The sequence below is a fragment of the Streptomyces sp. RKAG293 genome (assembly GCF_023701745.1).
GTDB lineage: Bacteria > Actinomycetota > Actinomycetes > Streptomycetales > Streptomycetaceae > Actinacidiphila.
Map to the genome: position 1 here is coordinate 5,749,387 of NZ_JAJOZB010000001.1, position 22,954 is coordinate 5,772,340.

Consider the following 22,954-nt stretch of genomic DNA (forward strand, 5'->3'; position numbering starts at 1 on the left):
CAGGAGTTCGTAGGGCGACACGGGTGCGCTAGAGGTGCGTCGGTGAAGGGTTTGGGGTGTCATGAGGAACTAAGTGTCATTTGTGACCCATGAGGAGGCACGCGATGCGCGGATCCACGCGCTTGAAGTGGGCCGTCTGTGCGACGGCCGTCGCCCTGGCGGCCACCGCCTGTGGCGGCGGGGGCAGCGACAGCGGTGGTGGAGGCGGCGCTTCGGGAATCGTCAGTGCCTCGTGGGGAGACCCGCAGAGCCCGCTGGAGCCGGCCAACACCAATGAGGTGCAGGGCGGCAAGGTGCTGGACATGCTCTTCCGTGGTCTCAAGAAGTACAACCCGAAGACCGGCAAGGCCGAGAACATGGTCGCGGCGTCGATCACCACCAGCGACTCGCTGAACTTCGCGATCAAGCTGAACCCCGGCTGGACCTTCAGCGACGGCGACCCGGTCACCTCCGACTCCTTCATCAACGCCTGGAACTACGGCGCGCTGCTGAAGAACGCGCAGAAGAACGCCAGCTTCTTCCGCTTCATCGACGGCTACGACGCGGTGCACCCGGAGAAGGAGGGTGCCGCGTCCACCGCCCAGACGCTCGGCGGGCTGAAGAAGGTCGACGACCTGAACTTCACCGTGAAGCTCGGCGCCAAGTTCTCCACCTGGCCCGACACGCTGGGCTACTCGGCGTACGACCCGCTGCCGAAGTCGTTCTTCTCCGACCACGCCACCTGGCTGAACAAGCCGATCGGCAACGGCCCCTACACGGTGGACTCGTACACCAAGGGCCAGACGATGAAGATGCGCAAGTGGGCCGGGTACAAGGGTCCTGACCCGGCCCAGAACGGCGGCATCGACCTGCGGGTCTACACCGACAACAACACCGCGTACACCGACCTGCAGGCCGGCAACATCGACCTGGTCGACGACATCCCCGCGTCGCAGCTCAAGAACGCCAAGTCGGACCTGGGAGACCGGTTCATCAACCAGCCGGCCGGCATCATCCAGACCGTCTCGTTCCCGCTGTACGACCCGAAGTGGTCGGGGCCGAACGCGGCGAAGATCCGCCAGGGTCTGTCGATGGCGATCAACCGCGCGCAGATCACCGAGCAGATCTTCCAGAAGACCCGCGAGCCCGCCAGTGACTGGACCTCGCCGGTGCTCGGCGACGCGGGCGGCTTCAAGGCCGGGCTGTGCGGCGACGCCTGCACGTTCAACCCGACCGAGGCCAAGAAGCTCATCACGGAGGCCGGCGGCCTGCCCGGCGGCCAGGTCACCCTGACGTCCAACGTGGACACCGGTTCGCACAAGGACTGGTCCGACGCGGTCTGCAACAGCATCAACAACGCGCTCGGCAACGACAAGGCGTGCGTCTTCAACCCGATCGGCACCTTCGCGGACTTCCGCTCGAAGGTGACGAACAAGCAGATGACCGGCATGTTCAGGACCGGCTGGCAGATGGACTACCCGCTGATCCAGAACTTCCTGCAGCCGATCTACTACACCAACGCGTCGTCGAACGACTCGCACTACACGAACGCGAACTTCGACAAGCTCATCAACCAGGCGAACGCCGAGCCGGACACCGCGAAGGCCGTCGCGCTGTTCCAGGACTCGGAGAAGCAGCTCGCCATCGACATGCCGGCCATCCCGCTCTGGTACCAGAACGGCACCGGGGGCTACTCCACCAAGATCTCGAATGTGGCGCTGAACCAGTTCAGCGTCCCGGTCTACAACGAGATCAAGGTCAGCTGACCCGCGCGGTGGCCCGGCGCGGTGACCCCGCGCCGGGCCACCGCCCGACTTTGGGGAAGGCCCCATGGGACGCTATGTGATCCGGCGCCTGCTGCAGATGATCCCGGTGTTCATCGGCGCCACGTTCCTGATCTTCGTGATGGTGTACGCGCTCGGCGACCCGGTGGCCGCGTTCTTCGGCGACCGCGCCCCCGACCCCGCCACGGCCGCGCAGATCCGGCACCAGTACGGCCTCGACAAGCCGTTGTGGCATCAGTACCTCGACTACATGGGGAACATCTTCACCGGTGACTTCGGGACCGCGTTCAACGGGCAGCCCGTCACCGAACTGATGAAGAGCGCCTTCCCGGTGACGCTGCGCCTGACGCTGGTCGCGATCTTCTTCGAGATCGTCATCGGCATCACCTTCGGTGTGATCACCGGTATGCGCCGCGGCCGCCCCATCGACACCTCGGTGCTGCTGATGACGCTGGTCGTGATCTCCATCCCGGTCTTCGTGCTCGGCTATGTGCTGCAGTACGTGATCGCGGTGCAATGGGGCATCGGCGAGCCATCGGTATCGCCGGAAGCACCGCTCAACGAACTGATCCTGCCCGGCATCGTGCTGGCCCTGGTCTCGCTGGCGTACGTCACCCGGCTGACCCGGACGTCCATCGCCGAGAACACCCGCGCCGACTACGTCCGCACCGCGGTCGCCAAGGGGCTGCCCCGGCGCCGCGTCATCCTGCGGCACCTGCTGCGCAACTCGCTCATCCCGGTGATCACCTTCATCGGGACGGACATCGGCGGCCTGATGGGCGGCGCGATCGTCACCGAGCGGATCTTCAACATCCAGGGTGTCGGATACCAGCTCTACCAGGGCATCCTCCGGCACAACTCAGCGACAGTGGTCGGCTTCGTCACCATCCTGGTGATCGTCTTCCTGCTGGCGAACCTGCTCGTCGACCTGCTCTACGCGGTCCTGGACCCGAGGATTCGGTATGCCTGAGGAGTACGACCGATCGAACGAGTCCGTCGCCCCCACCGGCATGGGCGGATCGATGGACCTGGCCGCCTCCGAGGCCCAGACGCTCGATCACGCGCCGGGCCACGCACCGCAACCGGGCGGCCCGACGGGCAAGCCCCGCAGCCTGTGGTCCGACGCCTGGCACGACCTGCGGCGCAACCCGATCTTCATCATCTCCTCGCTGCTGATCCTCTTCCTGATCGTCATCTCGCTGTGGCCGTCGCTGATCGCCAGCGGCAACCCGCTCCAGTGCGATCTGTCCAAGTCCCAGCAGGGCTCCCAGCCCGGCCATCCCTTCGGGTACGACAACCAGGGCTGCGACGTCTACACGCGCGTGGTGTACGGCGCCCGCGCGTCGGTCACCGTCGGCGTCTGCGCCACGGCGGGCGTCGCGCTGCTGGGCGGCATCCTGGGCGGGCTGGCCGGTTACTTCGGCGGCACCTCGGACGCGGTGCTCTCCCGGATCAGTGACATCTTCTTCGCCATCCCGATCATCCTCGGCGGCCTGGTCTTCCTGTCGGTCGTCACCAACTCCACGGTGTGGCCGGTCATCGGCTTCATGGTGCTGCTCGGCTGGCCGCAGATCGCCCGCATCGCGCGCGGTTCGGTGATCACCGCCAAACAGAACGACTACGTCCAGGCGGCCAAGGCGCTGGGGGCGAACCACAGCCGCATCCTGCTGCGGCACATCGCACCGAACGCGGTCGCCCCGGTGATCGTGGTCGCGACCATCGCGCTCGGCACGTACATCGCGCTGGAGGCGACGCTGTCCTGGCTCGGGGTGGGCCTCAAGCCGCCGACCGTCTCCTGGGGCATCGACATCTCGGCGGCGTCCACCCAGATCCGCAACGCACCGCACATGCTGCTGTGGCCCGCGGGCGCGCTGAGCATCACCGTGCTCGCGTTCATCATGCTCGGCGACGCGGTGCGCGACGCCCTCGACCCCAAGCTGCGCTGACGGAGGCGTTCCATGACCAGCCTGATCACGCAGGTCGAGCAGGATCCGCCGGACCCGCAGGGGGTCCTGCTGGACGTGCGGGACCTGCACGTCGAATTCCGTACCCGCGACGGTGTGGCCAAGGCCGTCAACGGCGTCAACTACACGGTGAGCGCGGGCGAGACGCTGGCGGTGCTCGGCGAGTCGGGCTCGGGGAAGTCGGTGACCGCGCAGGCGATCATGGGCATCCTGGACTCGCCGCCCGGCTTCGTCACCCAGGGCGAGATCGTCTTCCAGGGCCAGGACCTGCTGACGATGGGCAAGGAGGCCCGCCGCCGGGTGCGCGGCGAGCGGATGGCGATGATCTTCCAGGACGCGCTGTCCTCGCTGAACCCGGTCCTGAGCGTCGGTGAGCAGCTCGGCGAGATGTTCACCGTCCACCGGGGGATGTCGCGCAAGGACGCCAAGGTCAAGGCGATCGAGCTGATGGAGCGGGTGCGCATCCCCGCGGCCAGGCAGCGGGTGGGCGACTTCCCGCACCAGTTCTCCGGCGGCATGCGCCAGCGCATCATGATCGCGATGGCGATGGCCCTGGAGCCCGACCTGATCATCGCCGACGAGCCGACGACGGCGCTGGACGTGACGGTCCAGGCGCAGGTGATGGAGCTCCTCGCCGAGCTCCAGCGCGAGCTGCACATGGGTCTCATCCTGATCACCCACGACCTCGGCGTGGTCGCGGACGTCGCCGACAAGATCGCGGTGATGTACGCGGGCCGGATCGTCGAGACCTCGCCCGTGCACGAGATCTACCGGAAGCCCGCCCACCCGTACACCAAGGGCCTGCTCCGGTCGATCCCGCGCCTGGACCAGAAGGGCCAGGAGCTCTACGCGATCAAGGGCCTGCCACCGAACCTCCTGCACATCCCGGCCGGCTGCGCGTTCAACCCGCGCTGCCCGATGGCCCAGGACATCTGCCGCACCGATGTGCCGCCGCTGTACGAGGTCAGCGGGACACGGGCCAGCGCCTGTCACTTCTGGACGGAGACCATCGGTGAGTGACACCACGACCCACCTGACGAAGGTGCCCGCCGGAGCGTCGGACCGGGAGCCGATCCTGAGTGTCCGCGGCCTGGTCAAGCACTTCCCGCTGACCCAGGGCATCCTCTTCCGCAAGCAGGTCGGCGCGGTGAAGGCGGTCGACGGCGTCGACTTCGACCTCTACCAGGGCGAGACGCTCGGCATCGTCGGCGAGTCCGGCTGCGGCAAGTCCACCGTCGCCCGGCTCCTGATGAACCTGGAGACCCCGACGGCCGGTCAGGTGCTCTACAAGGGCGAGGACATCACCAAGCTGTCGGGGAAGGCCCTCAAGGTCGTCCGCCGCAACATCCAGATGGTGTTCCAGGACCCGTACACGTCGCTGAACCCGCGCATGACGGTCGGCGACATCATCGGCGAGCCGTACGAGATCCACCCGGAGGTCGCCCCGAAGGGCGACCGCCGCAAGGCGGTCGAGGACCTGCTGGACGTGGTCGGCCTCAACCCCGAGTACATCAACCGCTATCCGCACCAGTTCTCCGGCGGCCAGCGGCAGCGCATCGGGATCGCCCGCGGCCTGGCGCTGCGCCCGGAGATCATCGTGGCGGACGAGCCGGTCTCCGCGCTGGACGTGTCGGTGCAGGCACAGGTGGTGAACCTGATGGGGCGGCTGCAGGAGGAGTTCAACCTCTCGTACATGTTCATCGCCCACGACCTGTCGATCGTCCGGCACATCTCGGACCGGGTCGGCGTGATGTACCTCGGCAAGGTCGTCGAGATCGGCAACGACGACCAGATCTACGAGCACCCGACGCACCCGTACACCCAGGCGCTGCTGTCGGCCGTCCCCGTTCCCGACCCGGACGCCCGCGACCGGCGCGAGCGGATCATCCTCGTCGGCGACGTACCGTCCCCGGCCAACCCGCCGTCCGGCTGCCGGTTCCGCACCCGCTGCTGGAAGGCGCAGGAGCGCTGCACGCTCGAGGAGCCGCTGCTGGCCGTCCCTGCGGTGTTCCGCGGGCTCGACTCGCCCGCCGCGCACGACAGCGCCTGCCACTTCGCGGAGGAGAAGCAGGTGGTCCCGAGGGAGGACTGACCGGGCGGGCGCCGGCTCCGACGGCCGTCGGGGCGGGCGCACGCCACGGCCCGTACCCGGGTGCTGCTGGGGTGTCCGGGTACGGGCCGCGGGCCGAACGGAGGACGGGAGCCCGGGTCAAAGGGTCTTTTCGGCCGCCCCCTCGATCGCGGCCAGCGCCGGGTCGAGGATGATGTCCTCGTCCCTTGCCGCGATCGTCGGTTCTTCGGGGAAGTGGCACGCCGTGAGGTGGCCGTCCCGGTTGCCGCCGAGCTGGATCAGCGGTGGTTCCTCCGAGGCGCACACATCGCGCGCCTTCCAGCAGCGCGTACGGAACCGGCAGCCCGACGGCGGGTTGATCGGGGACGGGACGTCGCCGGCCAGCCGGATGCGCTCCCGGTCCTCCCCGTCGATGTCGACCTCGGGGACCGCCGAGAGCAGGGCGTGCGTGTACGGGTGGCGGGGCCGGTTGTAGATCGAGTCCCGGTCGCCGACCTCGACGATCTTGCCGAGGTACATCACCGCGACCCGCTGGGTGAAGTGCCGCACGATGGCCAGGTCATGGGCGATGAAGAGGAACGCGATCCCCATTTCCGCCTGGACCTTCTGCAGCAGGTTGACGACCTGCGCCTGGATCGAGACATCGAGGGCCGAGACGGGTTCGTCGGCCACGATGAGTTTCGGTTCCAGGGCGAGAGCGCGGGCGACGCCGATGCGCTGCCGCTGGCCGCCGGAGAATTCATGCGGAAAGCGGTTGTAGTGCTCGGGATTGAGTCCGACGGTCTCCAGCAGTTCCCGGACCCGCTGTTCGCGGCCACCGGGCGGATTGATGTGGTTGATCTCCATCGGGCCGCCGATGATCGTTCCCACCGTCTGCCGCGGATTGAGCGACGAGTACGGGTCCTGGAAGATCATCTGAATTTCCGAGCGGACCGGCATCATCTCCTTGCGGGAGGCACGGGTGATGTCCCGGCCCCGATAGGAGATCTTTCCGCCCGTCGGTTCGAGCAGCCGGGTGATCAGCCGGCCGGTGGTGGATTTGCCGCAGCCGGACTCACCGACCAGACCGAAACTCTCACCGGTGTGGATGGTCAGATCGATACCGTCGACCGCCTGGACCGCGCCGACCTTGTGTTTGAACGGAAAACCGGCGTGGATCGGGAAGTGCTTGGTGAGGCCGGTGACTTCGAGCAGTGCCTCTCCCGAGGCGCCGTCGCGCGGTGAAGGGACCGCGTCGGCCTTGGTGATGGTGGTGTCGTTGCTCATGATGCTCGCCCCAGATGACCGGTCAGCCCAGCCGGGGCTGAATCTTCTCGATGAATACGGACTGCTTCTGCTCTGCGGTCAGATGACAGGCGGACCCCCGGCCCGCCGGCAGGTCCGGGCGGTCGGTGCCGCAGCGCGTACCGCCGACCAGCCCGGTGAACTCGCACCGGGGGTGGAACGCGCAGCCGGTCGGTGGATTGAGCAGGCTCGGCGGGGTGCCGGGGATCGGGCTCAGCGGTTCGTTGACGTCCGAGGACAGCCGCGGCATCGAGCTGAGCAGACCCCAGGTGTACGGGTGCTGGGGGGACTTGATGACCTCCCGCACCGAGCCGCGCTCCACGGCCCGGCCCGCGTACATCACCAGCAGATCGTCCGCGATCTTGGAGACGACCCCCAGGTCGTGGGTGATCAGGATGATCGCCGAGCCGAACTCCTGCTGGAGGTCCTTGAGCAGGTCCAGGATCTGCGCCTGGACGGTCACGTCGAGTGCGGTGGTCGGCTCGTCCGCGATGAGCAGGTCCGGATTGCAGATCAGCGACATCGCGATCATCGCGCGCTGCCGCATACCGCCGGAGAACTGGTGCGGATAGTCGTCCACCCGGGTCTTCGGCTGCGGGATGCCGACCTTCTCCAGCATCTCGATGGCCTTCGCCCGGCCCTCGCGCTTGCTCGCGCCGGTGTGCTTCATGAACGGCTCGGCGATCTGCCGCCCCACCGTGTAGTACGGCGAGAGCGCCGTCAGCGGATCCTGGAAGATCATCGCCATCTTGTTGCCGCGCAGCTTCTCCAGGGTGCGGTTGCTCGCCCCGGTCAGCTCCTGTCCGTCCAGCAGGATCTCGCCGGTGACGGTGGTGCTCATCGGGTTGTGCAGCCCGAGCACCGTCAGGTTCGTCACGGACTTCCCGGAGCCCGACTCGCCGACGATGCCCAGCGTCTTGCCGCGTTCGAGGTCGAAGGAGAGCCCGTCGACGGCCTTCACGATGCCGTCCTCGGTGGAGAACCGCACATGCAGATCACGCACGGAGAGGAACGGATCGGTCCCGGGCAGGGCCGGTTCTCCCTCGGTCTTGGTCATGGTGGTCACTGACGGGGCTCCTAGGAGAGGCGCACGCGCGGGTCGATGAACGCGTAGGCGGCGTCCACGATGATGTTGAACAGGACGATCAGGGCGGCGCTGAACAGCATCACGCCCATCAGCATCGGCAGGTCCGTCCTGAGCACCGAGTCCACGGCCAGCCGTCCGATGCCGGCGAGCGAGAAGGTGAACTCGGTGATCATCGCGCCGCCCAGCAGGGTGCCGATGTCCAGGCCCAGCATGGTGACGATCGGGATCAGCGAGCCGCGCCACGCGTACCGGAAGAACACATAGCGGCTCGACATGCCCTTGGCGCGGGCGGTGCGGACGTGTTCCTCCTGCAGCTGGTCGATCATCGTGGACCGCGACATACGCGTGTAGCCGGCGGTGAAGATGATCGACAGCACGCACCAGGGGATGAGCAGCCCGCTGAACCAGCCGATGGGATCCTCGCTGATCGGGACGTACTTGGGCTGGTCCATGATCTGGTTGTTGTAGACCAGCAGGGCCAGCACGATCGGGCCGACGAAGTAGATCTGCATCGAGCTGAGCACCAGCGACACCGAGCTGAAGAACTTGTCGATGAAGGTGCCGCGCCGCCAGGCCGCCAGCATGCCGGCGCCGAGGCCGACGAGCAGGAAGACCACGATGCCGCCCGCTGCCAGCGAGAGCGTGAGCGGGAAGCGGTTGAGGATGGTCGGCCAGACCGGGTCCGAGTTGGCGAACGAGTAGCCGAAGCAGGGGGCCGAGCAGTCGCCGACGCTGAAGTGCCGTCCCGCGAAGATCCCCACCATGTAGTTGAAGTACTGGACGGGGATCGGCTTGTCGAGACCGAGGTTCTTGTGGATCAGCGCGATGTTGTCGGGGGTGCAGTTCTTGCCGCACGACAGCAGTGCCGGGTCGTGCGGGATCGCGAAGAACAGGAAGTAGGTGAAGGCGCTGATGAAGAGCAGGATGACTAGCGCGCCGAGCGTCCGGCGTACGAGGAATCGAAGCATGACAGTCGCAGCTCTCAGAGGACGGCGGCGGTGGGCTGTGCCGCCCGCCGGCGGGACCGGGACCCCGGTCCCGCCGGAAGGCGTCTGCGGTGCTTACTGGTTGACGAAGAGCTTCGTCAGGTCGATGCCGGAGGTGACGTTGTTGTAGACGACGCCGCCGACCTTGGAGCCGAAGAGCTGGAGCTGCTTGTAGAAGACCGTCGGGACACCCGGGATCACCTCGGTGGTGATGTAGGTGTTGAGCTTGAACCACTCATCAGCGGCCTGCTTGGGGTCGGTGATCGCCTTGATGCGGTCGATATCCGAGTTGATCTTGGGGTCGTTGACGTGAGAGTAGTTCGGCGCCTGGTCGGCGATCGTGCGGCCGTCGAAGACCGGCGGGATGACGGTCAGGGTGCTCGGCCAGTCGGCGCCCCACGCGCTCGCGTAGATGTCGTAGGGGTTGTCGACCTTGCCGATCAGGTCGTAGTACGTGTCGGACGGCAGGTCCTTGCGCTGGACGTCGAAGCCGGCCTTCTTGAGCGCGTCCGCGATGGCGACCGAGTACTCCTGGCCCGCGGCGGTGTTGATGTACGCGTACGTGATCTTGGTGTTGAGCTTGCCCGCGTCGGTGAGGATCTTCTTCGCGGCGACCTGGTCACCGTCGGGCTTGGCGACCTTGCCCAGCGGGTCGCTCTTCTGGTACCCGGCGAGGGTCGGGCTGATGTAGCCGCCCGCGTACTCCGCGCCGTACGAGGCACCGAGGGCCTGCCAGACCGGCTTGGTCGGGATGGCCAGTGCGAGCGCCTTGCGGACCTGGAGGTCGGTGATCTTCTTCATGTTGAAGTTGATCTGGCCCACGAACGGCTGGTAGCCGGAGACCGTGCGCTTGAAGATCGAAGCGGTTCCGACGACGGTCGGGGTGCTCTTGGTGTCCACGGCGTTCGCGAAGCTCAGCGACGTCTGGTTCTCACCGGCGTCCGACATCAGGCGCTTGGTGGAGTCCGGTGCCTGGTGGTTGAACGTGATGTCGAAGGTGTCGACGTACTGGTGGCGCGCCGGGTCGGTCTTCGGGTCCCAGTTGGTGTTCTTCACGAGCGTCATGGACTTGCCGCTCTCGAAGGACTTGATCCTGTACGGACCCGACGCGACCGGCGCCTTGTCGTACTTCTCCTTGGTGTCCTTCGCGGAGTCGACCACCGCGTAGCCCGCCATGGCCATCAGGTACGGGGTGTCCGGCTGCGCCGTCGGGAAGTGGAAGACGATGGTCTTGGCGTCCGGGGTCTGCAGCAGCGAGTCCGGCAGGTGCGCGCCCTTGTACGGGCCGTCCGGGAGCAGCTTGCGGTAGTCGGAGCCGGCGGTGTTGGCGAGCCACTGCTGCAGGTAGGCCGGGCCGTTGGTGATGAACGGCGCGAACAGCCGCTCCACCGACCAGCGGATGTCCTTCGAGGTGATCGGCGTGCCGTCCTCGAACTTGATGCCGTCCTTGAGCGTGTACGTCCAGGTCTTGCCGGCGTCGGTCTCCTTGCCGCTGTCGGTGGCGAGGTCGCCGACGACGCTGTACTTGCCCTTGCTGTCGAGCTTGTACGTCGTCAGGCCGCGGTGCAGGAGGGTGGCGAGCTGGCCCTCGTTGCTGACGTAGATCTGGCCCGGGTCGAGGTGGGTGAAGCTGTCGCGCTCCAGGGCGTGCAGCGTGCCGCCGGGCTTGGCCCCCGGTACCTCTTCTGCGGGACCCGAGGAGGCGGCGGCGTCACCGAAGGTGATCTGGGACTGCTGCTGCTTCGCGTTCTGGTCCTGCTTGTCCTTGGTGTCGTTCTTGCTCGTACCGCCGCCGCCGCTGCTGCACGCGGTGAGCATCAGCGCGCCCGCCGCCACGGCCACCAGGGTGGCCTTCGTTCTACGCATGTAGACCGTCATAGCTGTCTCTACACCTACCTGTTCGTCGATGGCTGTTGTGCTGACTGACTCATCCGGTGCTGGGGCGGCGGTGCGCCCCCGCGGTACGGCTTCAGCGTCCCGATTTCGGGTCGAACGCATCCCGGACCGAGTCCCCGAGCAGGTTGAACGCGACGATGAAGATCACCATGGCGATGCCGGGGAAGAACATGTAGGTGATGTCGTTCTGGGCGATGTCACCACCCTTGGCGAACATCCGGCCCCAGTCCGGCGTGGGCTCGATGATGCCGACGCCCAGGAAGGAGAGACCGGCCTCCGCGGTCACGAAACCGGGAAGCATGAAGGTGGCCTGCACCAGGATCGGTGTGACCAGGTTCGGCAGCAGCTCGCGGCGGACGATGCGCCACGACGACGCACCGGTGACCTTGGCCGCCTCGATGAACTCCCGTTCGCGCAGGCTGAGTACCTGGCCGCGCAGGATGCGGGAGAGGCCCATCCAGCCGAGGAACCACTGGACGGCGATCAGTGCGGTGACGCGCAGATAGGTGGGCGTCTCGTCCTGCGGATCGACGAAGATCGCCACCACGATCGGCATGAAGGCCACGAAGAACAGCTGCGACGGGAACGCCAGCAGCAGGTCGGAGATGCGGCCGATGAAGTAGTCGGCCCGGCCGCCGAGGTAGCCGGAGGTGATGCCGAGCAGGATGGCGGTCGTCACCGTGGCCAGGGTGACCGCGACGCTGATGAACAGCGAGGTGCGGATCCCGTACAGCAGCTGGGTGAAGACGTCGCGGCCGAGTCCCGGCTCGATGCCGAACCAGAAGCTGCTGCTCACCCCGCCGTTGGGCGCCACCGGGTACCCGAACTCGTTGAGCAGGTCGGAGTTGTTCTGCCCGTAGAGGGTGTAGGGGTCCTTGCCGTAGAGCTTGGAGATCACCGGCGCCAGGATCGCGATGGCGAAGAAGAAAATGACTACGAACGCGGAGATGACTCCGGTACGGTCGCGTTTGAAGCGCCGCCACATGAGTTGGCCGGGGGAGAAGCCGACGATGTCGCCGGCCTGTTTGCCCAGGCCCTGGGTCTGAGCCGCCGGGTCGATGGAGCCGTCATTGGCGTCCGTGACCACGGCCTGGGTTTGACTCGTCATAACGAATGCCCCCACACCAGGAGTCTGTCGTCGCGACTGAAAACTTCGTCGCGGGTTGAGCGGACTTTGGCAATGGATTCATCCTCCAGTCAAGGGGGTGGCGGGGGAAGAAACTGCGCATGGGCTCTTCTTGAGCGAAGATTGTGCAGATTGCCGCGCCCGCGTGCTTGACAATGATCCTTTTCGGACGGCATTTGGGTATCTTTGCGGATCAAACGCGTTTACACGTAAGCAACTTGACTGTCGCAACACCGATATACGGACGTAGCACTCTGAACAGCGTACGGCCGTGCGGGTGCCGTGGACCGGCCGGGACGCCTGCGGGTGCCCCGGCCGATTGCCGTTCGGGGAAAGCCTGTTCCCCTCCCTGATGTACGGGTATATCTATGGGAACGGTGTGCCTGGGGGGAGATGGCCTTGAATCAGGGCAATGTGCTGGCGCGGGGAGCGCGGGCCGCGGGCGGGATCATTTGTGTCGTTCTCATTGCTGCAGAGATCATTTGGATCGGCCGGGACATCGGCAATGTGGGCGTCAAAGACACATTTCTGACCTGGATCGGACGGATTTTCCCCGGTCAGGAGCATGCACCGCTCGGCACGTCCCTGACCGACGTGATTCTGGTGATCGTTTATCTGGGCGCCCTGCTGGCGGCCGCAAAACCGATCGCCTCGGGCGCCTTCGTGACCGCCGGAGTGCTCACGCTGTCCTTCCGGCTCCCGCTGCTGTGGATCATGACCGAGGACGAAACCAGGGGTCTTCACCTGCGGGACCGGGCGCTGTTCACCGCGATCGGTGCGGTCCTCGTCGGCGTGGCGCTCATCGTCGTCGCGGCCGCCGGACGCCGCCCGGTCGTCTCACCGGCCGACGGTGAGCCGCCCGCTCCGCCGCGTACCGGACCCGCGATCTTCGGCGGGCTGCTGCTGATCTTCCTCGCGCTGGCATCGCTGGCCTGGGAGGCGTACTACATCCAGCACTTCACCTCGGACCGCATGGGGCCGTTCTCGTACTGGCGCCAGTTCACCGGGAAACAGCCCTCCGGCGTGCTGCTCGCCCCACCGGGTTTCTGGGTCGACTGGGTGGTGATCGTGCTGTGCATGGTCACCGCGGTGCAGGCGTTCGCCCGGAAGCCGGTCGCGCGCCCGCTGGGCATGGCACTGGGGTGGCTGCTGGCCGTCTACGCGGTGTTCACGCTGGACCTCTACGCCAAGCAGAAGATGCTCTTCGAGTTCGGCGACCTGGACACCACCGACATCCTGCAGCAGCTCACCTCCGTCGTGGAGGTCGTCGCGGGACTCCTGATCATCCTGCTGCTCGCGCTGCGCGGCACCTACCGTCCGCCCGTAGTGCCCGCCTGGGGGGCACCCGGCGGTCAGTACGGCGCCTGGGGCGCACCGCCGGCCCCCGCTCCGTACAACGACGCCCCGTACGGCCAGTCGCCGTTCGGCGGCCCGCCGCCGCTCCCGCCGGAGTACCCGCCGAACACGCCACCGCGCCCGCAGGCACCGCCCGGCCGGTAGCGGGCGGGACTGCGGGCGCGGGTCGCGGCCGGCGGCTGGCGTCAGGTACTACGCGACGCCCAACGTCCGCTTGAGGAAGGCCACCTGGAGCAGCAGGAGGTTCTCCGCGACCTCCTCCTGCGGGGTCATGTGCGTGACCCCGGAGAGCGGCAGCACCTCGTGCGGGCGGCCCGCCGCCAGCAGCGCGGAGGACAGCCGCAGCGAGTGCGCCACCAGGACGTTGTCGTCCGCGAGACCGTGGATGATCATCATCGGCCGGACCTGGTCCGCAGCGCCCGACAACCCCTCGTCGGTGACGAGGGAGTTGGCGGCGTACACCTCGGGGTGCTCGTCCGGGTGGCCGAGGTAGCGCTCCTGGTAGTGGGTGTCGTAGAGCCGCAGATCGGTGACCGGCGCGCCGACGACGCCCGCGTGGAAGACGTCGGGGCGGCGCAGCACGGCGAGCGCGGAGAGATAGCCGCCGTACGACCAGCCGCGGATGCCGACCCGGTCCAGGTCCAGCGGGTACGTGCCGGCCAGCGCGTGCAGCGCGTCGACCTGGTCGTCCAGCGTCACCCCGGCGAGATTGCCGACGACGGACTTCTCCCAGGCGGGGGAGCGGCCGGGGGTGCCGCGGCCGTCCGCGACGATCACCGCGAAGCCCTGGTCGGCGAACCACTGCGAGACCAGGTGGGCGTTGTGCGCGGACACCACGCGCTGGCCGTGCGGCCCGCCGTACGGGTCCATGAGCACCGGCAGCGGCCCGTCGCCCTCCCGGTATCCGGTCGGCAGCAGGACCGCCGCCGGGATCCGGCGGTCGCCCGCCTCGGTCAGCCGGACGACCGCCCGCAGCGCGGGCTGCTGGGCGTACGAGGTGATGACGGCGGCCGGCTTGTCGTCCCGCAGGACCCGCACCCGGGCGCCGGTGGTCTCCAGCGTCGCCGAGCTGAGCACCGTCAGGGACCCGGAGCGGACCGCGGAGTGCACGCCCGGCTCGTCCGAGACGCGGGTGACGCCGTGTCCGCCCACCCGGTAGACGTGGATCTCGCCGATCTCGGGGGTGTCCGCCGCGGCACCGGCCGACGCCGAGACGAGGACGTCGTCCGCGGTGATGTCGAGCACGGCCCTGATGTGCAGCTGCGCGCCGGTCAGCGGCCGGTCGCCGACGACCAGGACGCGCGCCCCGGCCTCCTCGGCGATCCGGACCAGCTTCCCTTCCGGCGTCCAGGCCGGCACCCCGGGGAAAAGATCAAGCCAATCCTGATCTTCCTCCGCGTGCACCGGGTGGGTGTGGCCGGAGTCGGTGTCGATGCTGAGGAAGAGCTGACTGCGCTGGTCACGGGCCTGCACGAGCAGGACGGGCGGTCCCGCCGCCGACCAGTGCACCTGCGCGAGATACGGGTAGCGCTCCCGGTCCCACTCCACGTCCACCCGGGAACCGTCGAGGCCGACCAGCGCCAGCGTCACCACCGCGTTGGCCGTACCGGCCGCCGGATAGGCGATCTCGGCCGGGCGGCGGCCCGGATGGGCCGGGTCGGCGATCCACCAGCGCTGTACGGGGCTCTCGTCGACCCGGGCGGCCAGCAGCCGCTCACCGTCCGGCGCCCACCAGAAGCCGCGGCTGCGGGCCATCTCCTCCTGCGCGATGAACTCCGCCAGCCCCCACGTCACCTCGTCGCCGTCCGGCTCCGCGAGCGCCCGGTCGTTGCCGCCGTCCGCGTCGACGACCCGGAGCGCGCCTCCCGCGACGTACGCCACCCGGCGCCCGTCGGGCGACGGCCGGGGGTCGACGACGGGGCCCGCGGTGGTCAGCTCGCGCGCCGTCCCGGCCCGCAGCTCGGCCACGAACAGCCGCCCGGAGAGCGCGAACGCCGCCAGTTCCACGGCCCGGTCCACCGCATAACCGACCACCCCGGACGACCCCTCACGGCTGCGCTCCCGCCGCGCCCGCTCCTGCGCGGAGAGCTCCTCGCCGGCCCCCGCCAGCAGCGCCGCCGGATCCGCGGCGATCCGCTCCTGACCGGATGCCGGATCGAGGATCCACAGCAGATTCGACGCGTCGGTCCCCGACCGGGACCGCAGGAACGCCACGCGCTCCCCGTCCGGCGAGACGGTGAACGCCCGGGGCGAGCCCAGCGAGAAGCGCTGCGTCCGGGCGTGCTGACGGGGAAACGAGAGCTCTTCAGTCATGCCACCGACCCTAGAGGCCCGTACCGGCGCTCAGCGGGTCTGGCGGAAAACCGGCTATGCGCCCCCGCGTGCTTCCGTGCACCGAGATATGCGGTGGCACGGAAAGTTATGATCAGTTGCCGTGTGTGGGTAAGGGTTAGTAGCAACTGGCAAGTGTCGTGCCCCTGCGTACCTGGGAGGTGAGCCGTTGTGGCGCTATCGATTTCGGCGGTGCTGCTGCTGCTGATCGTCGTGGCCCTGCTGGTCAAGAAGTCTGGGCTCAAAGGCGGTCACGCGGTGGTCTGCACGCTGCTCGGCTTCTACTTGGCGAGCTCCTCCGTGGCCCCGACGATCCAGCAGCTGACGACGAGCGTCGCGGGCATGATCGGGGGCTTCAAGTTCTGAGGGGCACACCCCGGGTCGTTACGCTCTCCCCATGAGCGATCTCCCTCCCAGGCGGCTGCTGCTCGTCCATGCGCACCCGGACGACGAGTCGATCAACAATGGCGCGACGATGGCCAAGTACGCGGCCGAAGGCGCTCATGTCACCCTCGTGACCTGCACTCTCGGCGAAGAGGGCGAGGTCATCCCGACCGATCTCGCGCATCTGGCCGCGGACCGCGACGACACCCTCGGCCGGCATCGCATCGGAGAGCTCGCCGAGGCGATGAAGGAGCTCGGGGTCACCGATCACCGCTTCCTGGGCGGGCCCGGCCGCTACCGCGACTCCGGGATGATGGGCGTCGTCCAGAACGAGAACCCGGACTGCTTCTGGCAGGCCGACCTGGACGAGGCCGCCGGCCAGCTCGTGGAGGTCATCCGGGAGATCCGGCCGCAGGTCCTGATCGGCTACGACCCGAACGGCGGCTACGGGCACCCCGACCACATCCAGGCGCACCGCGTCGCGATGCGCGCGGCCGAGCTGGCCGCGGCCGAGGGCCACGGCGTCGAGAAGATCTACTGGAACTGCGTACCGCGCTCCGTGGTCGAGGAGGGCTTCGCGGCCCTCAGGGCGGCCGGGAAGGCCCTGCTTTCCAGTGAGGGGGGCCCGTTCGAGGGGATCGCCTCGGTCGACGACGTACCGGGTGTGGTCGACGACGCGAAGGTGACGGCGGCGATCGGCGGGACCGCGTACGGGGAGCGCAAGGCCGCGGCGATGCGCGCCCACTTCACCCAGATCGTGGTGGACGGCCCGTTCTTCGCCCTCTCCAACGACCTCGGGCAGCCGCTGTTCCCCACCGAGTACTACCTGCTGGCGCAGGGGACCGCGGGCGCGGAGCGCGAGGACGACCTGTTCGCCGGGGTGCGGGTATGAGTCCGGCCACGACGCCGCGTGCGGGCAAACAGGCCGGGGAAGCGGCGGGGCGCGCGGGGATGGGCGGCACGGCCCGGATCGGGTCGTACTTCGTGCTCGGGGTGCTCGCCGCGCTGGTCGGCGGGGCGGGCGCGCTGGTCCAGGACGGCTGGTTCCCTGGCGGGCTGCTGCTCGCGCTGGCGGGAGTCGCGGGGCTGTTCTACGGCGGGGTGAAGCTCACCGGCACCCGGTTGGGGGCGGTGGTGCCGGGCGTCGTGTGGCTCATCACCGTGATGCTGCTGAGCTCCGCTCGGCCCGAGGGCGACTTCCTCTTCGCGGCCGGCATCGGCCCGTACATCTACCTGTTGGGGGGAGCGCTCGCGGGAGTGGTCTGCGCCACTTTGCCGCAATTGCCCTCATCCGGGGCTAATGACGCCCGACTTGGCGGCTGACCCGCTGTCCGTGGTGTGCTGAGGAGCGAGCGTTCCACCGGTCACGGGGATCGCTCCGGCGCCGCCCAGTATGGTGGTGCGCGCTGGCGAGCCGCCTGAGGATGGCCGTGAGGTGGCGAAGCTAACCGGGAGAGCCTGCTTTGAGTCGTGAAACTGACAGTTCGTCCTCCGGGAACCAGGGGGGTCGCGGCGGGGCCGCGTACCCGTCGGGGACCCCGCCGTACGGAACCCGCCCGTTTCCGTCGCTGCACCCGCAGGAGGGGTCGCAGGACGGCGACGCCACGCCCGAAGCGCCGGTGCCGCCGGCCGCCGAGGAGCCCAGGACCGAGACCACGATGACCACCCGGATCCGGATCAACATCCCCGGATCCCGGCCGATTCCGCCGCTGGTCATGCGCACCCCCGTCGAGGACCGCACTCCCGCGGAACCGTCCGGCGACCCCGACCCGGGCCGCCCCGCTTCCAGTTGGAACGCCGTGCCGGGGCCGGCGCCCGCCGCCGAGCCGGCCGGGGAGCCGGAGCCGGACGAGGCCCCCGGGCCGGAGCGGACCAGCGACTGGTTCGCCCCCCGGAAGTCGTCGGCGGCCGCTCCCGCGCCGTCCCCCGCACCGGGTCCGACGCCGCCTCCGGCAGCGGACAGCACCCAGCCGATCAACGTGGCGGGACTGCAGTTCCCCGACGACGGCCGCGACCCCCGGCCGGGGTCCCGTCCCGACGCCGGCGGCCGGCCGGCCGCCGGACAGCCGACGGCGGGCCCGTATCTGGCGCCGCCGATGGGCACACCGCTCGGCGGCGCGGGCTCCTTCCCCGGGAACGCGGACGACACCCCGTGGCCCGGCTCGAACCCGCTGGCCCCGCAGGACCCGGCGTTCAGCGACCCGTCCTACCGTGATCCCGGCTTCGCCGACCCGGCGTTCAACGGCCCGCCGTTCGGGCCGGGCGGAGCGCCCGGCGAGGGCGACCGAACCATGCCATTCCCCGCCTACCAGCCGCCCGCCGGCCAGGGCCCGCAGGGACCGGCGGGACCGACCACCGGTCCGGTGACCGGCGCCGCGCGGCTGCCCCTCGCGGGCCGGCCCGCCCCCGGCGTCCCCGGGCCCGGTGCTCCCGCCGCCCCGGGTGCTCCCGGTGGGCGCGTGTCGGGTGACACGCTGGTCAGCGGCATCCCGACGGTGCCCGCCGGCCCCAGGACGCCCAAGCCGCCGGCCGCCGGCGAGGACTCGTACCGCTTCGAGGCGGACAGCACGCCGGCGAAGCCCAAGGGCCGCTCCAAGGTGATATTGGCGGGTGGCCTCCTGGTCTTCCTCGCGGGCATCGCCTACGGCGCGGGTCTGCTGATGAACCACGCGGAAGTGCCCAAGGGCACCACCGTCCTCGGTGTCGACATCGGCGGGAAGTCGCGCGACGAAGCCGTCAAGACGCTCGACGCGAAGCTCGGCAACCGCATCACGGCACCGATCAAGGTGAAGATCGGCGCCCGGACGCTGGAGCTCAAGCCCTCGGTGGCCGGCCTCTCCATCGACAACCTGGCCACCGTCCGTTCCGTCGCGCACACCGACTACAACCCGGTCTCGGTGATCGGCTCGCTCCTCGGCGGAGCGCGGCCGGCCGAACCGGTGCTGGTCGAGGACGACGAGAAGCTGAAGTCCGCGCTGCAGAACCTGTCGCAGCAGGCGGCCGGCGGATCCGGTGCCGAGGGCATGGTGAAGTTCGTCAGCGGCAAGGCCGTCGGCGTACCCGGCAGCCCGCGGCAGGCCGTCGACGTCAACGGCTCGATGAAGAAGGTCAGCGAGGCGTACCGGACCCGCGCCGAGACGGGCCGGGACCAGCCGGTGGAACTGACCGCCACGACCGTGCAGCCGAAGGTCACCCAGGCCCAGATCGACGAGGCCATCGCCGGCTTCGGGAAGTCCGCGATGGCCGGGATCGTCACCGTGAAGGCCGACGGCTCGCACAAGGTCCCGTTCGGCCCGAACAAGTCGCTGCCCAAGTTCCTGACGATGGTCGCGGACGCCGACGGCAAGCTCCAGCCGTCCTTCGACCTGGCCGTCCTCAAGGACCTGTACGGCAAGGCGTTCAGCGGCGTGCTCATCGTGCGGGACAACGGCACGAAGACCGCCGTCACCCCGAAGGACGTCGCCGACGCGATGCTGCCGGCGCTGAACTCGTCGGACCAGTCCAAGAAGACCGTGGTGATCCCGCACGTGGCGAAGTAGCGCGAGGTCGTATCGTCCTGGCCCCCCGGCAGCGGTCCGGATCATGACATCTGTCATGCGGAAGACACGATGTCCGGCACTGCCGGGAGGGCCCGCCGCTCGGCGAAGCTGATGCCATGACCGCACCAGCCGTACAGACCGCGACCGACGGGCCCGCCACGGGCGAACCCGTGGTCGGCTTCAGCGGCGTGAACAAGAGCTTCGGCCCTGTGCACGCTGTCGCCGACCTCACCCTGACCCTGCACCCCGGCGAGACCGTGGCGCTGCTCGGTCCCAACGGGGCCGGCAAGTCCTCGGCCCTCGATCTGCTCCTCGGGCTGCGCAACCCCGACTCCGGCAGCATCAAGGTGTTCGGCACCACCCCGGCGCAGGCCATCGCGCAGGGCCGGGTCGGCGCGATGCTGCAGAGCGGCGGCCTCATGGAGGACGTGACGGTGCGGGAGATCATCTCCCTGGCCTGCGCGCTGCACCCGCGTGCCTACCCGGTGGACGAGGTGCTGGCCACCGCCGACATCACCGACATCGGCGACCGCAAGGTCAACAAGCTCTCCGGCGGCCAGGAGCAGCGGGTCCGCTTCGCGCTCGCCACCGCCGGCGACAACGATCTGATCGTGCTCGACGAGCCGACCGTCGGGATGGACGTCACCGCCCGTCAGGCGTTCTGGGCGACGATGCGCCGCCGGGTCGACGAGGGCCGCACGGTGCTGTTCGCCACCCACTACCTGGAGGAGGCGGACGCGATCGCGGACCGCGTCCTGGTCCTGCACCGCGGCCGGCTCATCGCCGACGGCACCGCCGCCGAGATCAAGGCGCGGGCCGGTGCCCGCCGGATCACCTTCGACCTCCAGGGCGCGATCGACGAGCCCGCGCTCAGGGCGCTGCCGCACCTGGTGGGCGTCGAGGTGTCGGGGGCCACCGTCCGGATCCGTTCCGACGACGCCGACGCGACGATGCACGCGGTCTACGGCCTGGGGCTCTACCCCCGCAATCTCGAAGTCGCGGGCCTCGGCCTGGAGCAGGCGTTCCTCGCCATCACCGACGCAGCATCCGCCGAGGAGGCGGAAGAGCGATGAAGACTCTGATCAAGCTGGAGATCCTGCGCGTCCTGCGCAACAAGAAGTTCATGTTCTTCTCGGTGATCTATCCGCCGCTGCTCTTCCTGATCATCACGGCCGGCACCGACCCCAAGGCGAAGCTGCCCGGCACGGACCTGTCGACGGTCGCGTACTTCATGGTCGCGATGTCCGCGTTCGGCGCCATGACGGCGGTCCTGATGGGGAACGCGGAGCGGATCGCCCGGGAGCGCGAGAAGGGCTGGGTGCGCCAGCTGCGGCTGACCGCGCTGCCCGGCCGCGGCTACGTCACCGCGAAGATCGCCTCGGCGGCCACCATCAGCCTGCCGTCGATCCTGCTCGTCATGATCGTCGGCGCGGCCGTGAAGCAGGTGCGCCTGGACGCCTGGCAGTGGGTCGCGATCCTGCTGTGCAGCTGGGCCGGCAGCTTCGTCTTCGCGGCGCTCGGGGTGGCCATCGGCTATGTCGCGTCCGCCGATGTCGCCCGGCCGATCTCGATGATCGCCTACTTCGCGCTGGCGCTGCTGGGCGGCCTGTGGGTGCCCTTCACGTCCTTCCCGCAGTGGATGCAGAACATCGCCCAGTACCTGCCGGCCCGCCCCTACGCGTCGCTCGGCCAGGCCGTGGAGCTCGGGGACGCCCCGCATGTGAAGGACATCGCCATCCTGCTGGTCTATCTGCTGGTCTTCGCGGGCGGCGCGGCGTACCTGTACCGCAAGGACACCCAGAAGGCGTGACACCGTGAAGCCCGTGAAGCCCGCGAAGCCCATGCAGTCCGCAGCCGGCGCCCGCGCCGGACGAGAGAACTGGTCGCCGTGGCGCGCGGAGCTGGAGGCCGCCGACTCCACCTCCATGGGCCGCGTGCCGGAGACCCGCAGGCAGGCCGTGGTCAAGCTGCTGTGGATCGCCATCTGGATGCTCTACCTGGGCGCCCCGGTGGACGACCTGGTGCACGGCGGCCACGGGACCCCGGTGGTGGTCCTGGCCTCGATGGGCCTCACGGGATTCGTCCTCGCCTATCTGTCGCTGGTCTTCCTGCGCACCAACACCGAGGAGCAGAAGCGCTGGGTGTACTGGGTGCTGTGCGCCCTCGCCGCGCTGGCGGCGCTCACCTCGGCCACCCTGGGCAAGCCCTGGCTGGTGCTCTTCGTCTATGTCTCGGTGGCGTGCGGGGCTGTTCTGCCGCCGGCCCGGTCCCGGTGGCTGATCCCGGCCGCCACGGGAGCGCTCGCCCTCATCGGCTCCTTCGTCGACACCCAGCGGGACCTCTTTCCGGCGCTGCTGATCCCTTGCCTCCTCGGAGGGTTCGCGATGGTGGGCATCAGACAACTCGTCCAGACGATGCGGGAGCTGCGCGAGGCGCGGGAGACCGTGGCGCAGCTCGCCGCGACCGAGGAACGGCTGCGGCTCGCCCGTGATCTGCACGATCTGCTCGGCCACTCGCTGTCCCTGATCACCCTCAAGAGCGAGCTGGCCGGCCGGATGCTCCCGGACCGTCCGGTGGACGCCGCGCAGCAGGTCGCCGACATCGAGAAGGTCAGCCGCCAGGCGCTCGTCGACGTCCGGGAGGCGGTGAGCGGCTACCGCCGCCCCACGCTGGCGACCGAACTGGCCGGTGCCCGTACCGCGCTGGCCGCCGCCGGCATCGCCGCCGACCTCCCGGTGGAGCTGCCGCCCTCCGCGGCCGCGGAGGACGACACAGCGACCCCGCCGGCGCTCGCCCCGGACACCGAGGGCGCGCTGGCCTGGGCCCTCCGCGAGGCGATCACCAATGTCATCCGGCACAGCGGCGCCACCCGCTGCGTGATCACCCTCGCCGAGCGGTCCGACGACGGCGCCGGCACCGTCGTCCTCACCGTGACGGACAACGGCCGCGGCCCCGCCGGCGGCCCCGGCAACGGCCTCTCCGGCCTGGAGGAGCGCCTGCTGCTCGCCGGCGGCAGCCTCACCACAGGACCGGCGGCGCCGACCGGCTTCACGCTCAGCGCGAGCGTGCCGCGCCGTACCCCCGTGGTGACGGTTCCGCCCCTCGCCTGACCTGGTACGCGGCGGCGTCGCGCACCCCGTTCGGCCGTGTGCCGGTTTCCCTTGGAG

General features: G+C 69.1%; 19 protein-coding genes. 13 read left to right on the forward strand and 6 right to left on the reverse strand.

Features of this window, described 5'->3' with window-relative positions; genetic code table 11:
* Window positions 1-104: 104 nt before the first annotated feature.
* From LNW72_RS25780 to LNW72_RS25800, 5 genes are all read left to right on the forward strand, one after another.
* Window positions 105-1,745 carry an ABC transporter substrate-binding protein gene (locus LNW72_RS25780; RefSeq protein WP_250977547.1) on the forward strand — a complete coding sequence of 547 codons (1,641 nt, stop codon included), beginning with the start codon at window positions 105-107 and terminating at the stop codon, window positions 1,743-1,745.
* Between the two features lie 64 nt (window positions 1,746-1,809).
* Complete coding sequence (locus LNW72_RS25785) at window positions 1,810-2,733, forward strand: ABC transporter permease (RefSeq protein ID WP_138351031.1); 924 nt, start codon at window positions 1,810-1,812, stop codon at window positions 2,731-2,733.
* Window positions 2,726-3,709, forward strand: a complete 984-nt coding sequence (locus tag LNW72_RS25790) for an ABC transporter permease (protein ID WP_250977548.1) — start codon at window positions 2,726-2,728, stop codon at window positions 3,707-3,709. The genes LNW72_RS25785 and LNW72_RS25790 overlap by 8 nt, the downstream gene beginning before the upstream one ends.
* Window positions 3,710-3,721: 12 nt before the next feature.
* Window positions 3,722-4,747: an ABC transporter ATP-binding protein gene (locus LNW72_RS25795; RefSeq protein WP_250977549.1), complete on the forward strand. Its 1,026-nt coding sequence runs from the start codon at window positions 3,722-3,724 to the stop codon at window positions 4,745-4,747.
* Window positions 4,740-5,819 carry a dipeptide ABC transporter ATP-binding protein gene (locus LNW72_RS25800; RefSeq protein ID WP_308402033.1) on the forward strand — a complete coding sequence of 360 codons (1,080 nt, stop codon included), beginning with the start codon at window positions 4,740-4,742 and terminating at the stop codon, window positions 5,817-5,819. The genes LNW72_RS25795 and LNW72_RS25800 overlap by 8 nt, the downstream gene beginning before the upstream one ends.
* Before the next feature lie 117 nt (window positions 5,820-5,936).
* Here LNW72_RS25800 and LNW72_RS25805 read toward each other — a convergent pair whose 3' ends face one another.
* The 5 genes from LNW72_RS25805 to LNW72_RS25825 form a co-directional block, all read right to left on the reverse strand.
* Window positions 5,937-7,064 (reverse strand): dipeptide ABC transporter ATP-binding protein, encoded by a 1,128-nt coding sequence (locus tag LNW72_RS25805; protein WP_250977550.1) that lies wholly within the window; start codon window positions 7,062-7,064, stop codon window positions 5,937-5,939.
* 22 nt (window positions 7,065-7,086) lie between these two features.
* A complete protein-coding gene (locus LNW72_RS25810; protein ID WP_250977551.1) occupies window positions 7,087-8,148 on the reverse strand; it encodes an ABC transporter ATP-binding protein in 1,062 nt (353 codons plus the stop codon).
* Window positions 8,149-8,159: 11 nt separating this feature from the next.
* The gene (locus LNW72_RS25815; RefSeq protein WP_250977552.1) at window positions 8,160-9,137 is read right to left on the reverse strand and encodes an ABC transporter permease; all 978 of its coding nucleotides are present in this window, start codon (window positions 9,135-9,137) and stop codon (window positions 8,160-8,162) included.
* Window positions 9,138-9,230: 93 nt separating this feature from the next.
* A complete protein-coding gene (locus tag LNW72_RS25820) occupies window positions 9,231-11,021 on the reverse strand; it encodes an ABC transporter substrate-binding protein (protein ID WP_250977553.1) in 1,791 nt (596 codons plus the stop codon).
* Window positions 11,022-11,124: 103 nt separating this feature from the next.
* Window positions 11,125-12,159, reverse strand: coding sequence for an ABC transporter permease (locus LNW72_RS25825; protein WP_250977554.1), 1,035 nt, complete (start codon window positions 12,157-12,159; stop codon window positions 11,125-11,127).
* Window positions 12,160-12,576: 417 nt separating this feature from the next.
* Between LNW72_RS25825 and LNW72_RS25830 the strand changes: the two genes are divergently transcribed.
* Window positions 12,577-13,677, forward strand: a complete 1,101-nt coding sequence (locus LNW72_RS25830; protein WP_250977555.1) for a hypothetical protein — start codon at window positions 12,577-12,579, stop codon at window positions 13,675-13,677.
* 48 nt (window positions 13,678-13,725) lie between these two features.
* Here the strand turns inward: LNW72_RS25830 and LNW72_RS25835 are convergent, their stop codons facing one another.
* Window positions 13,726-15,846 (reverse strand): prolyl oligopeptidase family serine peptidase, encoded by a 2,121-nt coding sequence (locus LNW72_RS25835; protein ID WP_250977556.1) that lies wholly within the window; start codon window positions 15,844-15,846, stop codon window positions 13,726-13,728.
* A 189-nt stretch (window positions 15,847-16,035) separates the two neighbouring features.
* On the opposite strand from LNW72_RS25835, the gene LNW72_RS25840 reads away from it, so the two are divergent.
* From LNW72_RS25840 to LNW72_RS25870, 7 genes are all read left to right on the forward strand, one after another.
* A complete protein-coding gene (locus tag LNW72_RS25840; RefSeq protein ID WP_138351021.1) occupies window positions 16,036-16,230 on the forward strand; it encodes a hypothetical protein in 195 nt (64 codons plus the stop codon).
* Between the two features lie 31 nt (window positions 16,231-16,261).
* Window positions 16,262-17,140, forward strand: a complete 879-nt coding sequence (mshB, locus tag LNW72_RS25845) for an N-acetyl-1-D-myo-inositol-2-amino-2-deoxy-alpha-D-glucopyranoside deacetylase (protein ID WP_250977557.1) — start codon at window positions 16,262-16,264, stop codon at window positions 17,138-17,140.
* Window positions 17,137-17,571, forward strand: coding sequence for a DUF6113 family protein (locus LNW72_RS25850; RefSeq protein WP_250977558.1), 435 nt, complete (start codon window positions 17,137-17,139; stop codon window positions 17,569-17,571). Before mshB ends, LNW72_RS25850 begins: the two co-directional genes overlap by 4 nt.
* A 140-nt stretch (window positions 17,572-17,711) precedes the next feature.
* Window positions 17,712-19,787 (forward strand): hypothetical protein, encoded by a 2,076-nt coding sequence (locus LNW72_RS25855; RefSeq protein WP_250977559.1) that lies wholly within the window; start codon window positions 17,712-17,714, stop codon window positions 19,785-19,787.
* A 116-nt stretch (window positions 19,788-19,903) separates the two neighbouring features.
* Window positions 19,904-20,860 carry an ABC transporter ATP-binding protein gene (locus LNW72_RS25860; protein ID WP_250977560.1) on the forward strand — a complete coding sequence of 319 codons (957 nt, stop codon included), beginning with the start codon at window positions 19,904-19,906 and terminating at the stop codon, window positions 20,858-20,860.
* Window positions 20,857-21,597 (forward strand): ABC transporter permease, encoded by a 741-nt coding sequence (locus LNW72_RS25865; RefSeq protein ID WP_250977561.1) that lies wholly within the window; start codon window positions 20,857-20,859, stop codon window positions 21,595-21,597. The genes LNW72_RS25860 and LNW72_RS25865 overlap by 4 nt, the downstream gene beginning before the upstream one ends.
* A gap of 115 nt (window positions 21,598-21,712) precedes the next feature.
* On the forward strand, window positions 21,713-22,897 hold the full coding sequence (locus LNW72_RS25870) for a sensor histidine kinase (RefSeq protein WP_250980311.1): 1,185 nt from the start codon (window positions 21,713-21,715) through the stop codon (window positions 22,895-22,897).
* The last annotated feature ends 57 nt before the right edge of the window (window positions 22,898-22,954 follow it).

Bases quoted from the DNA above. Each gene is read 5' to 3' on its own strand.
- LNW72_RS25850 (WP_250977558.1), top strand. From the start codon at position 17,137: ATGAGTCCGGCCACGACGCCGCGTGCGGGCAAACAGGCCGGGGAAGCG.
- LNW72_RS25835 (WP_250977556.1), bottom strand. From the start codon at position 15,846: ATGACTGAAGAGCTCTCGTTTCCCCGTCAGCACGCCCGGACGCAGCGC.
- LNW72_RS25860 (WP_250977560.1), top strand. From the start codon at position 19,904: ATGACCGCACCAGCCGTACAGACCGCGACCGACGGGCCCGCCACGGGC.
- LNW72_RS25870 (WP_250980311.1), top strand. From the start codon at position 21,713: ATGGGCCGCGTGCCGGAGACCCGCAGGCAGGCCGTGGTCAAGCTGCTG.
- LNW72_RS25795 (WP_250977549.1), top strand. From the start codon at position 3,722: ATGACCAGCCTGATCACGCAGGTCGAGCAGGATCCGCCGGACCCGCAG.
- LNW72_RS25820 (WP_250977553.1), bottom strand. From the start codon at position 11,021: ATGCGTAGAACGAAGGCCACCCTGGTGGCCGTGGCGGCGGGCGCGCTG.
- LNW72_RS25825 (WP_250977554.1), bottom strand. From the start codon at position 12,159: ATGACGAGTCAAACCCAGGCCGTGGTCACGGACGCCAATGACGGCTCC.
- mshB (WP_250977557.1), top strand. From the start codon at position 16,262: ATGAGCGATCTCCCTCCCAGGCGGCTGCTGCTCGTCCATGCGCACCCG.
- LNW72_RS25780 (WP_250977547.1), top strand. From the start codon at position 105: ATGCGCGGATCCACGCGCTTGAAGTGGGCCGTCTGTGCGACGGCCGTC.
- LNW72_RS25865 (WP_250977561.1), top strand. From the start codon at position 20,857: ATGAAGACTCTGATCAAGCTGGAGATCCTGCGCGTCCTGCGCAACAAG.
- LNW72_RS25790 (WP_250977548.1), top strand. From the start codon at position 2,726: ATGCCTGAGGAGTACGACCGATCGAACGAGTCCGTCGCCCCCACCGGC.
- LNW72_RS25805 (WP_250977550.1), bottom strand. From the start codon at position 7,064: ATGAGCAACGACACCACCATCACCAAGGCCGACGCGGTCCCTTCACCG.
- LNW72_RS25785 (WP_138351031.1), top strand. From the start codon at position 1,810: ATGGGACGCTATGTGATCCGGCGCCTGCTGCAGATGATCCCGGTGTTC.
- LNW72_RS25815 (WP_250977552.1), bottom strand. From the start codon at position 9,137: ATGCTTCGATTCCTCGTACGCCGGACGCTCGGCGCGCTAGTCATCCTG.